Genomic DNA, 15,361 nt, shown 5'->3' on the forward strand with positions numbered 1-15,361 from the left:
AAGACATATTCAATGATATGTCTTTTCATATACTAGAGATAAAAATTATCATTAAATGATTTAATCATGTCATTTACTTAATAGCAAGGTTTCTCATAATAATTCAAGCCATGTTACTTAAACAATACTATCAACAATATCTTCAAAATTTATAGATTTTTTAGAAACTGCTTCATCACTAAATATCCCTACAGTATCCATAATATTTTATTCTGCTTTTATTTTCTTCATGACTCTACTGTAACAGATAGCTATAACAACTCCTTTAGCAATACTTGATATAGAAATAGACCACCAAATTCCATTAAGTGCTAAGAAGGTTGTTGATAAAATCATAACAAGAGGTATTCTTGCCACTGTGAGTACAATGGATACTGAGGAAGGGATAAAGGTTTTTCCAAGCCCATTTAACGCTCCTGCTAAAGTACTTTCTATACACATAAACAATTGTGAAAAAGCGAGTATTTGTAAATAATCTATACCTAAAGGTATAACATCTTTTTCACTAATAAAAATTTGGAATATAAACTGTGGAAATATAAGTAACACAAGCGTTGTAAAAACACCCCATATCATGCAAGTCTTAAGGGCTGAAAAAGTTCCTTTTTTAACTCTTTCTATATTTTCTGCACCATAATTTTGTGCCACAAAGGCATTCAATGCATTTCCAAAGCCTTCTGCACTCATCCAAGATATAGATTCTATCTGCGATCCTACCTTTTGCACTGCAATTGCTACATCCCCATATCCTGCAATGAATCTAGCAATAACCATTGAAATGAAAGTAAAACACATACTTTGTATACCTGTTGGAAATCCTATTTTAATAATCTTCATAAATATAGAGGATGTATTTTTTTGCATGACTCTCATCTCATCAAATAGTATTTTATCTTTTTTAGCATAGTATAACATCAATATCAACACAATTGCCTGGGCAATAACTGTTGCTATAGCAGCTCCCATAACACCCATATGAAGTCCAAATATTAATAATGGATCTAAGACAATATTAATAACCAATCCAATAGCAGTCGCAACAAATGGATGATGACTATTTCCAATAGCAGTCATCAAACTTGTAAATATCTGATTAACAAAATTAATAACAACAAACCCACAAGTAATAATTAGATATATTTCTGCATCTTTAATAACATCAGGTGATGTCAAATGAAAAAATCCTATCATCTGACTATGAAATAATAATGTAATCATTCCATAAATAACTCCAAAAATGATTCCTAACTGAATAGTAGCAGAAGCATATTGAGCAGCATCTTTTTTATTCTGTGAGCCAATTGATTGACCAACACGAACTTGTCCACCCATCTTTGCAAGTGTACTGATACCATTAGATAACCACATATACATCCCAGCACTACCAACAGCAGCAACTGCATTAGCACCGATTCTTCCAATCCAAATCATATCTGTTAAATTGTAAGCCATTTGAATTAAGGATGTTCCCATAATTGGTAATGCTAATTTCATTAAGCTTGAAAATATTGGTCCCTCTAATAAATTAATCTTCTTCTCCATAATATCTCCCTGTAAACAAAAAGATAGATACCTCTATCTTTAGTCTTCTTCAATAACTCCCATAATTTCTAATATTCTATTTAAATCCTTTGTATCAGAATATTTAATTGTAATCGTATTATCATCTACTTTAATTTTTGTACGATATTTTTTTCTTAATAATCCTTCTACATAAACATATTCTTTAGGCTTCTCCTCTTTAGGCTTCGCTTTTCTTGCATCCTGAAGTTTGATACCTTTCACAATATCTTCAACTTCTCTAACAGACAATTCGTTATCAATTGCTTTTTGAGCAACTTCTAAAGCTTTCTTTTCATCTATTGTAATCAATGGTTTAATATGACCCATTGTTAATGTACCTTCTAAAACATAATCTTGTAACTTTTTAGGCATTTTTAAAAGTCTTACTGTGTTTGCAATATGAGCTCTTGATTTTCCAACACGTTTTGATAATTCTTCTTGTGTCAGCTTCAATTTCTTCATCATAGACTGATATGCTTGAGCTTCTTCAATTGCATTTAAGTCTTCTCTTTGAATATTTTCTAATAATGCAATCTCCATCATTTGCTGATCCGAAAAATCAACTATAATAGCTGGAACTTCCTCTAAACCAACAATAGATGCTGCTCTAAAACGTCTTTCTCCAGCAACAATTTCATAGCCCTGAACAGATTCTTTCAAAATAATTGGCTGGAAAATTCCATGTTCTTTGATTGAAACAGCTAACTCATTTAACTTTTCTTCATCAAAATGCTTTCTAGGCTGATATGGATTAGGTCTAATATCTTTTAACTTAACTTCTACCTGGGATAACTGTGGGGCTTTTTTCTCAATAGCACTAATGACTGATTGTAAATCTCCACCTTGTGATGCCTCTCCAAAAATAGCATCCAATCCTTTTCCTAACTTCTTTGTTTTTTTACTTGCTGGCATTACGTTTCACCACTTCCTTAGCTAATTTTGCATATGCTTTTGCACCTTCAGATGTATTATCATAATCAAAGATATTTAATCCTTCAGATGGTGCTTCTGATAATTTAATATTTCTAGGAATGACAACATCATAGACTTTTTCTCTAAAGTATTTTCTCACTTCCTGAGAAACTTCGATACCTAAATTTGTACGTGAATCTAACATTGTTAAAAGAACACCCTCAATAGTTAATTTCTCATTAAAAACTTTTTGTGTTAATAAAATAGTATTAAGTAATTGTGTTAATCCTTCCAATGCATAATATTCACATTGAACTGGTATCAATACTGCATCTGAGGCTGTCAAAGCATTTGTATTTAATAGTCCCAACGCAGGGGGACAATCAATAATTACAAAGTCATAGCGTTCTTTCACTGTTTCCAATGCATTTCTAATTCTTTGTTCTCTACCTGATTTTACTTGTGATAGTTCAATTTCAACACCTGCCAAATCTATATTAGCAGGAACTATATCTAAATTTTTTACATCTGTAGAAATAATAATGTCTTTTAATGGTGTACTTTGTGTAATTGCATCATACACTGTTAATGATAACGATGAACGATCTACACCTATTCCTTGTGTAGCATTTGCTTGAGGATCAATATCAACCAATAGCACTTTCTTTCCCATATACGCAAGCGCAGCACTTAAATTAACACTTGTTGTTGTTTTTCCAACGCCACCTTTTTGATTTGTGACTGCTATAACCTTTGACATTTATATTTCCTCCTCTAATAATTATGCGTAACTATTTTAACATAGCCTTTCTCTTTTTTATACCTATTTTTTCACCCATAAGAACTCTTGTTTCATCATGATGACTAGAATTTCTAATAATGTCTTCATCAACATCTATAATATCCTTTTTAAGTAGGACAACGATTGTTGAACCACCAAATTCAAAATAACCTTTTTCTTGCCCCTTTTGGAAACTTTGTAAATCGTGATTCACAATCTTACCAACCATCATTGCTCCCACTTCCATATAAATAACATCATTAAAATGATCTGTATGCAATACAGAATATGAGCGTGAATTACGTTTATATATTGGATAATAATCATTTGCAATTGGATTAACTGTATGGAAAATCCCTTGAATATAACAATCCTTTTCTTTTGTTCCTGAATCAACAAAACAGTATCGATGATAATCATCAACTGTTAATCTAAAGATTAAACAGATGCCTCCATGATATTGTTTCGCTAATTCTACATTTTGTAATAAGTCTTCTAAACTATAGAGAGAATCTTTTATTTTTAATTGAATATTTTCAGTAATTGGATAGTATGTAAGTTTTGAATCAGCAGGTGCTATAAAAATATTTTCTTCTAATCGAATTTGTCTTTGACCTTCAATAATATGTCTTGTAAAAAAATCATTATAACTGCTATATTCCTTTTGAACATATTGACTCATATCAATGTGATTGTTATGAATAAATGGCTGAATTTTACGTTTTGAAAAAGAACTATTCATATACATCCCACCAATATGGGTAATAAAAGGAAGGGTTAGCACTTTGAGCACACATCTTCCTAAAAAATGACTATATAATAATTTTAAGAGATTATTCTGGCCCTGATCAACAATGACCTCTTGACCATTTCTATCATAAATTTTCATTATACAAACATCAATCCTATAAAAATGAGAAATCCTACAAAAGCCATTCCTATAATACCTTTTAATCCTGGTTTAATCACCTTAAAATCAACAACAAAAGCAATAGCCACAAGTGCCATACACCATCCATATATGCTATATGTTAACAAAGGACTCAAAAATCCCTTTAACAAGTAAATTGCTGGAAAAATTAAAGAAGCACTTGTTACAGGTAGTCCTTGATAATATTTACGTTTTTCAGTTGTTTCTTTTTGTCTCATTTCCTCGACAACATTAAAATATCCAAGTCGACTCACTGCACAAATAGCATAGATACCAAATATAATTCCCCATAACCAGCCAGTAAGTCCCATTGTATAACCAATGATTGCTGGAAAGATACCAAAACTAAACATATCAACAAGTGAATCTATTTGTATACCAAACTTCTTTTCTGCTTCAGTTCTACCTTTTTTGGTACGAGCAACCATTCCATCGAATGAGTCAAAAGCTCCACATAATAACAAACATGTGAGAGCAGCAACAGTTTCTCCCTGAAATGCCAAATGTGTCCCAAATAAAGCACTGATTAGACTTAAATACGTTAATATAACCGTATAATTATAATAACCAATCATATTCTTCTCCCAATTTCTAGTTTAACGTCTGTATTATAGCATACTTCTACATTTTTTTATAGCCCTTTTATCAAATCACAAAAATTACCTTTTCTTTTGTTCTTGATTGTATCCAAAACTCAATATTTCATGATAAAATGGTAAATTATGACTTTATAGATTCAAAAAATTCTTATATTTAATAACATCTTGATTCTTTTCTTCTTCAATACATTTTCAAAGATTTTTTTCTATATAAGAAATATAATATCCAATTTATAACACTACAAATAAATAAAAACTAAAATATAATTCTAGCCAGTTGTTAATGCAATAATCTATTTATTCCTACAATATTATATATTTCACGACTATCCATTCGATATAAACTATCCAGTAATAAGAAAAATAATGGCAAAGTTATATATGCCATTATTTAAAAGACAATCAAATTTATTAGATGAATTCTACACATCTACATATCAATTTGAATTCCACTCGATATTCTTTTATTTACTTTCTCTTTCATCTTTGCTATAGAAATTTGAATACCTTCATAACCATTAAGACCATGTTTCTTTGCAAGTTCTTCTGTATAATCTTTTAATCTATAAACAGTAAAATTTTGTCTTGTTCCATAAGCATCTTTTAAGTTAGTAATTTCATAATGATTAACCAAAGGTGTTAAAACTACATTTTCAATAGAACAACGATTATCTTCTTTCTTTAAGTCAAAAGATATCATACCTTCCAATTGTGTTTCTTCTTCCATCATACCACTTACAAAGTTACCTAAACTATATGCAACTAATGTCTTATGACCATCTTTGCCTTCTACCCATTCTACTGGTTGTAAAGTATGTGAATGAGTTCCTAAGATAACATCCACTCCTAAATCAGCAAATAATTTTGCATATTTCTTTTGAAAAGCATCTGGTTCTGTATCGTATTCATTTCCCCAATGGCATGACACAACAACAAAATCACTAATTTCTTTTGCATTCTCTACATCTTTTTTAATAACGTCTTCATCAAAAAGATTCATACAATACGAATTTGGCATTTTGTGACCATTTGTTAATTGATTATACGATAACAGAGCAATCTTAATTCCATTTTGTTCAACAACAGTAATATCATCTCTTTTTTCTTGAGATTCATATAAACCTATGTATTTCATATTCTTATATTGCTGGAAAACTTTAATAGAATTTAATATAGCATCTCCACCCTTGTCTAATGAATGATTTGTTGCACCATTCACAATATCAAAACCAACATCCTGTAAATTCTTTGCCATAATATCAGGTGTATTAAAATTAGGATATCCTGAAGCTTTACCTCCACCTAAAATTGTTTCCTGATTCACAAATGCCAGATCACTCTTTTCAATGAATGGCTTGATATTTGTATAATAAGGGCTAAAATCATAACCATTATCAGTCTTGGCTTTATCTAACAATAACTGATGCATAAGATTATCTCCAACTGCTGTAAATGAGACTTTATTTTCTTTTGTTACAGGTGTGTCTTTTGTTGTATCTTTTGGGGCTGAACAGCCTACAATCAATAACATTGCTACTATTAATTTAATTATTTTCATATAAACTCCTTATCTGGTTGTGCTCCCAAATCCTCCATTACGCAACTCTGATACATCATCATCTTCAACAATACCATATTGCATAAAAATTCCTTGAGCGATACCTTGTCCTTTTTTGACATCTACAATTTTTCCTTCATTAGAATCATTTGTTATTTTAATGAAAATATGACCTTCATTATCAGAATAAAAATAATCACTATCAATAACTCCAACTGTATTATTAAGCTGTAAACGATATTTAAATCCTAATCCACTTCTTGGATAGATCATAAGAACCCATCTCTCATTCATTTCACAACGTATACCTGTTGGTATTTTTAATGTTTCTCCAGGTTTAAGATAAACATCAATAGGAGTATAAAAATCATACCCTGCTGATCCTTTCGTTGCTCTTTTGGGTAACTTCAATTCATTATAAATATTATGAATTATTTCTTTTGAAGCATTAGCATTATAATCTAAGAAACCTTCTTCAAATTGCTCATATGAGACTTTATAAAACTTTGCTGTATCCATAACTCCTCCTATTGTTTGTAATATTCCTCTAAAGTTAAATTCTGATCATGTAATTTTGTTGCTAAATCTATACCAACATAACGAATATGCCATGGTTCGTATCCATAATTTGTAATAGCAACCTTATCTTTCTTATATCTTAAGGTAAATCCATATTTATAAGCATCACTGATTATAAACTTACCAATTGCGCTATCAGCAACTTTTTCACTTAAACGATCTCCTTGAGTTGTGTATGAAACATCAATTGCTAAACCTAATTGATGCTCACTTCTTCCTGGATAAGCACTATATTGAGATGCATATTCCTCACCATAAACTTTCACTTGATTATTCCAATATAAGGTTTGAGTTGCGTTTGTACGATATCCAGATATAGAATAAATATCGATACCTTTTGCTTTTGCAGCATTATAAAATTTTGTATAAGCCTCATTTGCTTCTTTTCTTAATTTCTGATTAGCATTATCAATAACTGGTTCTAAATCATCTGGAGTCCATCCTTCTGGAATCTGATGTAATTTATTCACAAGAACTGTTACATCTTCTGGATTATCAACTGTATCTGCTTTTACACCTAACGGACTAAAGATTCCATTTTGAAAGTATTTTACAACATCTACCAATAATGTTTGTTTGCTTTCATTGCCACTTTCATCCTTAACAGTGTATTGAACTTCATATTGACCAGTCTTTGAAGTGTCAATTTCATTATATTGAACTGCTGAAATTAAATCTCCATCAACTTCATCAATTGCTTTTTGAATATAAGATTGATAATCAACTTGTGAATTCACTCCAACCTGTACTCTTGTTTTTGTTAATTCTAATGCTGGTGCTGTTTTATCTTCTTCTTTTACTATAGAACAACCAGTTAAACATAATGCACCAATCATTGTTAGTAAAGCTATCTTTTTCATTTTTCTATCTCCTTCTAGCGAACACCGCCACCGCCTCCACCTGAGAAGCCTCCTCCGCCTCCTCCAAATGAAGAACCACCACCAAATCCACCAGATCTGGCAGCCTCAGCCTGAGCATGTGCTGATGCTGAAGCACGCATACTATTATAAGCAAACATATGAACCATATGCATTGTATAAATCGTATCAAGATTTGATTGTTCATTGAATGTTGGACACATTTTTCCAAGTTGTTCTTGAACTTTGTCCGCAATACCTAATATAGATGCAAAGATTAAATATTCTTCCCATAATTTGACCTCTATCACTTCTTTTTCATCTATTAAACTCATCTCTTGCAAGAATTTCTTTAAACCTATAATATGCTCCATTTCCTCACGTACTGATGCATCAAAAACATCTGTATTATGAGAGATTTTCATACCCATAAATTGAGTATAGGTTGTTTCTAACTTTAATAAACCCTTTTCGCGATATTCACTTTCAATATTCGTTTCAATCTCTTCAAACCAATGATCAATCTCTTCATAATGAGATTGACACCACTGATCAAATTCTTTTGTTTCCAGTTTTCTATTAGATCCAGCTGCATTTCTAAAAAATCCCAATAGTTTCAATTCTAAAGGATGATCTAGAAGAATTTCTTTATCTAAATCAATTGAAAAACCTTCTTTTTTCAAGAATATCATATGTGTTTCTTCAGTCTTTTCAAATTCAATAAAGCCACTACGAATCCATTTTAACAATACAGCTGAAATCATTCCGCCTTTATCACTATCGCTAATCAGTCCAATTTTCTTGGCTAGGTAATAAAACTTAAAAATATCTTTTTGACAAGGAATATCTCTAAACATATTCACATTGTTGATATCAAGTGGTATTTGATCACTAAACGTAAATTTTTCTTTTTTACTTGATTTAGCCAAAAATGAAACAATGACAATAAAACCTATAATGCAAAAAATAACAAACCCAGGGATAAATATACTCAAATATCCATTATTTGAATTTCCATAACTGTCATAGGTAAATGAATTATAATATCCATTATTTTGACTATAATCATTATCATTATAGTCGCTGCCTTGTTTAGCATCAGCTAAAACATCCTGAAAATCTTCACCCTTATCATATGCCTTTGTAAAAGTTCCATTATCAATACGCATTAAGAGTTGCATTTTAGCACCTTCTGGAACACTTCCATCAGATTCCATAATGACTTTTCCATCTTCAAATGATACTTTTCCATTATAACCAAACGCCCATATAGAAGCATTATTCTCATTAAATTCATATGGTGAAGAAAGAGTAATTTTTGCTTGTCTTGGCTCTAATTCCATTTCAGAGAAAAATGCATAATTAATACCTTGATCATTCGTATATTGATTTACAAAATAAGAGACATCATATTCAAACGTATACGTTCTGTTGCCATATTCACCAACACCAAAACACAGTTCATAGCCATCCGCCTTTGTAACAAGTCCACACTTACCATTTTTCTCAGTACGACTGGCATTAACATCCCATTCACCAATATTGCGATAAACAAGACCATTTTCATCTTTGACCTGTAAATTTGAAATCTGTGATGCTCCCATATTATCAAAGACTTTATAAACTTCTGTTCCCTCATTAACATTCATATCCCATATTTCTTGTATATGTGCACTCCCATCCTCATTAATATAGGCATTGACAACCATATCATTTAAATCCACACTGCTAGCAGCAACTGGACTTATAGAAAAGAGGCAACTGAGAAAAAGAGAAAATATGATACATATTTTCTTTTTCATTTTAGAATTTAACCTCTGGTGCTTGCTTATCAGCCTCATCAACTTCAAAGAATGTTGCTGGCTTAAATCCAAACATATTCGCCACAATAACTGAAGGGAACATTTCAATTTTGTTTTGATATGCATAAACAGAATCGTTATAAAACTGTCTTGCATAAGTAATTTTATCTTCTGTATCTCTTAATTCATTTTGTAATTGAATAAAATTTGTATTAGCTTTTAAATCTGGATAAGCTTCACTTAACATCATTAATTTATTTAATGCCTGTGTTAATTCACCAGCTGCTTTCATCTGATCCTCTGGCAAAGAAGCACTCACATAAGTATTTCTTGCTTTAATAACATGATCCAATGTCTCTTGCTCATGCTTAGCATATCCTTTCACTGTTTCTACCAAATTAGGAATTAAATCAGCACGTCTCTTTAAGACAACATCAATTTGTGCCCAATTTGTTTTCACTTTATTTCTTAATCCTGTGAGAGAATTATATGTCATTCCCACATATAAAACCAACACAACGATAATACCTACAATAATCCATATCATAATGATAACCTCCTTATGTTATTATTATAGACTATCTTGCCACAAAATTCCTTAATTTCTCATTAATTTCTACTATTTCATAAAATTATAGTTTATATTGCAATGACATATGTTGACAAATCATCAATCAAGATATACATTTGGTATATAAGAAACAATAATAAAGAACTTTAAGAATAGGAGGAATCTGCATGAAAAAGAAAAAAATTTTATTCATTATACCTATATTTGGTCTCATATTTATAAGTATTGTATTCTTTTGTGATTATACTGGTATGTTTAAGACTGATCCTGATGAGCAGTATGCTTATAAAACAGTTCGCACCATTCAAAATGAATGGAAAATTCAAATAGATGGTTCCCCAGAACTGATTGATTATAAAATATCAGATATGAGTTTTAGAGGCGATTCTGAAAAGTTCTTTGTCCTCAAATTAAAGAATGAAAACCAAATTCAAACAATAAAAATGAATCGTATTCAAGACACTGATCTTGAAAATGCTTTTATCCAGGCAACACAATCAGGAAAAGGCTATGATAAAATGCCTGATTTTACACAAGAATACACTTGGAAAAAAATTGATAAAGATAATGATTCTTTATTTATTATTTATTCTCCTCAAGAATTGAAACTCTATTTGCTTGAAAGTCGTATATAACGTTATTATAAAGGAAAAGGACATTCATTTGTCCTTTTCCTATTTATGTGAGTTTTGTTATATCTACTAATGAAGTATCTCCTTGTTGACGAATCTGTAGACAGTGGATTAATGCTTGAGCAGTATCTAATGATGTATAAATAGGAATTCCTGCTTCAACTGCAAATCTTCTAATCATAAATCCATCTTTTAAATTATTATTTCTGGTTGGGATATCAATAATAAGATCGACTGTATCTGTTAACATTAAATCAAAGATTGTATCAGCTGGATCATTAATTCTATTGACCAATTGAACTGGAATATCATGCTGTTTTAAGAATTGATATGTTCCTTTTGTTGCATATATGTCATATCCAAATTGATAATATTCTTTAGCAATTGGCAAGAATTCATCTTTTGCACTATCTTTAATTGTACAAATAATATTCTTTTTCTTAGGTAATTGTATTCCAGTTCCAATAAAGGCTTTATAGATGGCTTCATCATAATCTGTCGAAATTCCTAGTACTTCACCAGTAGACTTCATTTCAGGTCCTAGACTTATTTCAGCACCTTTAATTTTTTCAAAGGAAAAAACTGGCATCTTAATAGCAATTGTATCTTTTTCAGGTGCTAAGCCATATTTATAACCTTGGTCTTTGATTGATTTTCCCATAATCACATGAGTCGCAATATCTACAACGGGAATATCTGTTACTTTAGAAATATAAGGAATTGTACGAGACGACCTTGGATTGACTTCAATAACATAAACTTGATCTTCATAAACAATAAATTGAATATTAATCAATCCAATAACATGCAGAGCTTCAGCAAGCCTTTTCGTGTAATCAACTATAATCTCCTTAATTTCAGATTTAATCTTTTGTGTTGGATAAACAGAAATACTATCGCCACTATGAACACCAGCACGTTCAACATGTTCCATAATTCCAGGAATAAGGATACCATTTTCATCACATATGGCATCGACCTCAACTTCCTTACCAGCCAGGTACTTATCAATTAAGATAGGATGTTCTTGATATTGACGATTAATAATACCCATAAATTTCTTTACATCACCATCATTTAAAGCAATTTCCATACCTGCTCCACCTAAAACATATGATGGTCTTACTAAGACAGGATAGCCTAAGCGCTGAGCAGTTTCAATTGCTTCTTCAATTGTAAAAACTGTTGAACCTTTTGGACGATCAATTCCACATTTTTCTAAAATTTCATCAAATCTTTCTCTGTCTTCAGCAGCATCTACATCAGCAGCAGATGTTCCTAAGATTTTTACTCCCATTTCCATTAAAGCCTTTGTTAATTGTATTGCTGTTTGTCCACCAAATTGAACAATAGCACCATCTGGCTTTTCAATGTCAATAATACTTTCAATATCTTCTGGGGTTAATGGTTCAAAATATAATCTATCTGCTATATCAAAATCTGTAGAAACTGTTTCTGGATTATTATTCACAATAATCGTTTCATATCCAGCAGCTTTAAGTGCCCATACACAATGGACTGAACAATAATCAAACTCTATCCCCTGACCAATACGGATGGGTCCTGACCCCAATACCATAATTTTCTTTTTATCATTTTGGGGATTCACTTCATTATAACCACCATGAACAGAATAATAGTATGGTGTAGATGCATCAAATTCAGCAGCACATGTGTCAACTGTTTTGTAGGCCGCTGTTATATGCTGAGTTTTTCTCATTTCATGAATTTCTTTTTCACTTTTTCCTGTATACTTAGCAATAACTCTATCCGGAAATTCTAAGCGTTTGGCTAGCTTTAATAACTCAACTGTGAGCTCTTGTGTTTTTAATTGCTGTTCAACCTCAATAAGATGCTGAATTTTATCAATAAACCAAAGATCAATTTTTGTAATCTCGTGAATATCTTTCGCAGCAATTTCTTTTCTAAGAGCTTGTGCTACTACAAAGATTCTTTGGTCATCAACATCTTTTAACTTATGAATGAGTTCTTCTTTTTGAAGATTTTCTAATTCCGGAATAAACAGATCATATACATTTTGTTCAAGAGAACGAATAGCTTTCATAAGTGCACCTTCAAAATTATTACAGATGCTCATAACCTCACCAGTTGCTTTCATCTGTGTCCCTAATTCTCTAGATGCACCTACAAACTTATCAAATGGCCACTTTGGAATTTTGCAAACAATATAATCTAAAGTTGGTTCATAGGAAGCAAATGTCTTTCCAGTGACAACATTGACAATTTCATCTAAAGTATACCCTAAAGCAATTTTGGCTGCTAATTTTGCAATTGGATACCCTGTTGCTTTAGAGGCTAAAGCAGATGAACGCGAAACGCGTGGATTGACCTCAATAACACAATATTCAAAACTATCAGGATTTAATGCATATTGAACATTACATCCCCCTTGGATATCTAATGCAGTAATAATATTGAAAGCTGAGCTTCTTAACATCTGATATTCCTTATCACTCAGTGTTTGACTTGGTGCCACAACAATACTATCTCCAGTATGTACTCCAACAGGATCTAAGTTTTCCATGTTACATACTGTAATACAATTGCCTGCACTATCACGCATAACCTCATATTCGATTTCTTTCCACCCAGCAATACAACGTTCAATTAAACATTGGTTGACACGTGACAATCGCAAACCATTGGAACAAATGTCATGTAATTCTTTTTCATTTGCAGCAATACCACCACCTGTTCCTCCCAATGTATAAGCAGGTCTGACAACAACAGGATAACCAATTTTATCTGCAAAAACAATCGCATCATCAACATGATTTACTACAATAGATGCAGCACAAGGTTCATTGATTGTTTCCATCAATGTTTTAAATTCCAATCTATCCTCTGCTAATTTAATTGTTCTTGTGGACGTTCCAATAGTCTCAACATGATGTTCCTTTAAGAACCCTTCATCAGCTAACGCCATTGCAATATTTAAAGCATTTTGTCCTCCCAATGTTGGTAAAATACTATCAGGTTTTTCTTTCTTAATTAAGTTTTTAACTACTGGCAATGTCAATGGCTCTATATAAACTTTATCAGCAATATCTTTATCTGTCATAATTGTTGCTGGATTAGAATTGATTAAAACAACTTCAACGCCTTCTTCTTTCAATGCTCGACATGCTTGTGTTCCTGCATAGTCAAACTCAGCAGCCTGACCAATAATAATTGGTCCAGAACCAATGACTAAAACTTTTTTGATATCTTTATTCTTAGGCATGATTCTTATCCTCCATCATTTTCATAAATTCATCAAATAAATAACTTGTATCCAATGGTCCAGCACATGCTTCAGGATGAAATTGCACAGTTTTAATATTCTTATGAATATACTCTATCCCCTCAATCGTTTGATCATTCACATTACGAAACCATGGTTTAGCGATATAACTATCAATCGTCTCATCTTTCACGACATAATTATGATTCTGTGTAGAAATATAGACACGTCCAGTTGATAAATCTTTGACTGGATGATTTGCTCCATGATGTCCATATTTCAATTTCTCTGTTTGAAATCCATTAGCCAGTGCCATTAACTGATGACCCAAACATATAGCAAAAATCGGTATTCCACTCTTCATTAATATCTTAATTTGATTAATAATATCAACACATTCACTAGGATCACCAGGACCATTAGATAACATAATACCATCATAACCTTCCTTTAAAATATCAGCAGCTGAAGTTGTAGCAGGATAAACTGTCACTATACAATCTCTCTTGACCAATTCTTTTGCAATATTCTTTTTAGCACCAAAATCATAAAGGGCTACCTTCTTTTTACCAATGCCTATTGTATACGGTTTTTGACAAGTTGTTTTTAAAACCTCACCAGTCACTTGAAACGCTTTTATTTTTTCTATAATATCTTCTCGATTTTCATAATAGGTTGTTGTAATCATACCATTCATACAACCTTGATTTCTTATCATCTTTGTCAGATATCTTGTATCAATACCCTGAATTCCTGGAATATCATTTTGAATACAATATTCCTCTAAATCCATATTCTTTCTAAAATGACTTCCTACTCTTGCAAGTTCATTGACTATTAATCCTTGTATATATGGTTGAGAAGATTCCTGATCTTCTAAACATACACCATAATTTCCAATCAACGGATATGTCATAACAACGCTTTGTCCTGCATAAGACGGATCACTTAAAACCTCTAAATAACCTGTCATAGATGTATTAAATACAAATTCACTAATGATTTCTCTTTGCGCTCCAAAACTCTCACCTTCAAAAATATGACCATCTTCTAAAATTAAATATGCTTTCATAGTGCCTCCTTATGTTACAAAAAAACATATCAAATATAATGATATGTTTTTAATAAATATAAAAATGAGAAAAGTGATTGATGACATATTTTGTTATTAACAATTTTATAAAAATTCACCATACTTCTCATTCCTTTCTTTTTTCTTTATACAGTATAGTTAAATTTATATAAATATGCAAGAACTTTTTATAATTTTTTATTATTATGTTATTATTTTATTACAAACATTGGAAATATATTTATTATACCAAACATATT

Annotated in this window: 13 protein-coding genes; 1 reads left to right on the forward strand and 12 read right to left on the reverse strand. The window is 31.3% G+C overall.

Features of this window, described 5'->3' with window-relative positions:
* Nucleotides 1-207 precede the first annotated feature (207 nt).
* The 10 genes from GQF29_RS06845 to GQF29_RS06890 form a co-directional block, all read right to left on the reverse strand.
* A complete protein-coding gene (locus tag GQF29_RS06845; protein ID WP_017144055.1) occupies nt 208-1,542 on the reverse strand; it encodes an MATE family efflux transporter in 1,335 nt (444 codons plus the stop codon).
* Nucleotides 1,543-1,581: 39 nt separating this feature from the next.
* Nucleotides 1,582-2,475 carry a ParB/RepB/Spo0J family partition protein gene (locus GQF29_RS06850; RefSeq protein WP_008789270.1) on the reverse strand — a complete coding sequence of 298 codons (894 nt, stop codon included), beginning with the start codon at nt 2,473-2,475 and terminating at the stop codon, nt 1,582-1,584.
* Nucleotides 2,462-3,235 carry a ParA family protein gene (locus tag GQF29_RS06855; protein WP_008789269.1) on the reverse strand — a complete coding sequence of 258 codons (774 nt, stop codon included), beginning with the start codon at nt 3,233-3,235 and terminating at the stop codon, nt 2,462-2,464. Before GQF29_RS06855 ends, GQF29_RS06850 begins: the two co-directional genes overlap by 14 nt.
* Before the next feature lie 31 nt (nt 3,236-3,266).
* On the reverse strand, nt 3,267-4,145 hold the full coding sequence (locus GQF29_RS06860; RefSeq protein ID WP_008789268.1) for a phosphatidylserine decarboxylase: 879 nt from the start codon (nt 4,143-4,145) through the stop codon (nt 3,267-3,269).
* Entirely contained in the window at nt 4,145-4,762 is a 618-nt protein-coding gene (locus GQF29_RS06865; RefSeq protein WP_008789267.1) for a CDP-alcohol phosphatidyltransferase family protein, read from the reverse strand. The genes GQF29_RS06860 and GQF29_RS06865 overlap by 1 nt, the downstream gene beginning before the upstream one ends.
* 454 nt (nt 4,763-5,216) lie before the next feature.
* On the reverse strand, nt 5,217-6,344 hold the full coding sequence (locus GQF29_RS06870; RefSeq protein ID WP_117599011.1) for a CapA family protein: 1,128 nt from the start codon (nt 6,342-6,344) through the stop codon (nt 5,217-5,219).
* 9 nt (nt 6,345-6,353) lie between these two features.
* The gene (locus GQF29_RS06875; RefSeq protein WP_008789265.1) at nt 6,354-6,863 is read right to left on the reverse strand and encodes a dUTP diphosphatase; all 510 of its coding nucleotides are present in this window, start codon (nt 6,861-6,863) and stop codon (nt 6,354-6,356) included.
* A gap of 8 nt (nt 6,864-6,871) precedes the next feature.
* The gene (locus GQF29_RS06880; RefSeq protein ID WP_008789264.1) at nt 6,872-7,783 is read right to left on the reverse strand and encodes a D-alanyl-D-alanine carboxypeptidase family protein; all 912 of its coding nucleotides are present in this window, start codon (nt 7,781-7,783) and stop codon (nt 6,872-6,874) included.
* A gap of 14 nt (nt 7,784-7,797) precedes the next feature.
* Nucleotides 7,798-9,582, reverse strand: a complete 1,785-nt coding sequence (locus GQF29_RS06885; RefSeq protein WP_017144054.1) for a DUF2207 family protein — start codon at nt 9,580-9,582, stop codon at nt 7,798-7,800.
* 1 nt (nt 9,583) lies between these two features.
* On the reverse strand, nt 9,584-10,129 hold the full coding sequence (locus tag GQF29_RS06890; RefSeq protein WP_008789262.1) for a LemA family protein: 546 nt from the start codon (nt 10,127-10,129) through the stop codon (nt 9,584-9,586).
* Nucleotides 10,130-10,320: 191 nt separating this feature from the next.
* Between GQF29_RS06890 and GQF29_RS06895 the strand changes: the two genes are divergently transcribed.
* Nucleotides 10,321-10,788, forward strand: a complete 468-nt coding sequence (locus tag GQF29_RS06895) for a hypothetical protein (protein ID WP_008789261.1) — start codon at nt 10,321-10,323, stop codon at nt 10,786-10,788.
* Nucleotides 10,789-10,831: 43 nt separating this feature from the next.
* Here GQF29_RS06895 and carB read toward each other — a convergent pair whose 3' ends face one another.
* The gene (gene carB, locus GQF29_RS06900) at nt 10,832-14,029 is read right to left on the reverse strand and encodes a carbamoyl-phosphate synthase large subunit (protein ID WP_117599010.1); all 3,198 of its coding nucleotides are present in this window, start codon (nt 14,027-14,029) and stop codon (nt 10,832-10,834) included.
* Nucleotides 14,022-15,101, reverse strand: coding sequence for a carbamoyl phosphate synthase small subunit (locus GQF29_RS06905; protein WP_008789259.1), 1,080 nt, complete (start codon nt 15,099-15,101; stop codon nt 14,022-14,024). Before GQF29_RS06905 ends, carB begins: the two co-directional genes overlap by 8 nt.
* Nucleotides 15,102-15,361 lie beyond the last annotated feature (260 nt).

Origin of the sequence: Coprobacillus cateniformis (genome assembly GCF_009767585.1) — a bacterium.
In the GTDB taxonomy this organism is placed as follows: Bacteria; Bacillota_I; Bacilli_A; order Erysipelotrichales; family Coprobacillaceae; genus Coprobacillus; species Coprobacillus cateniformis.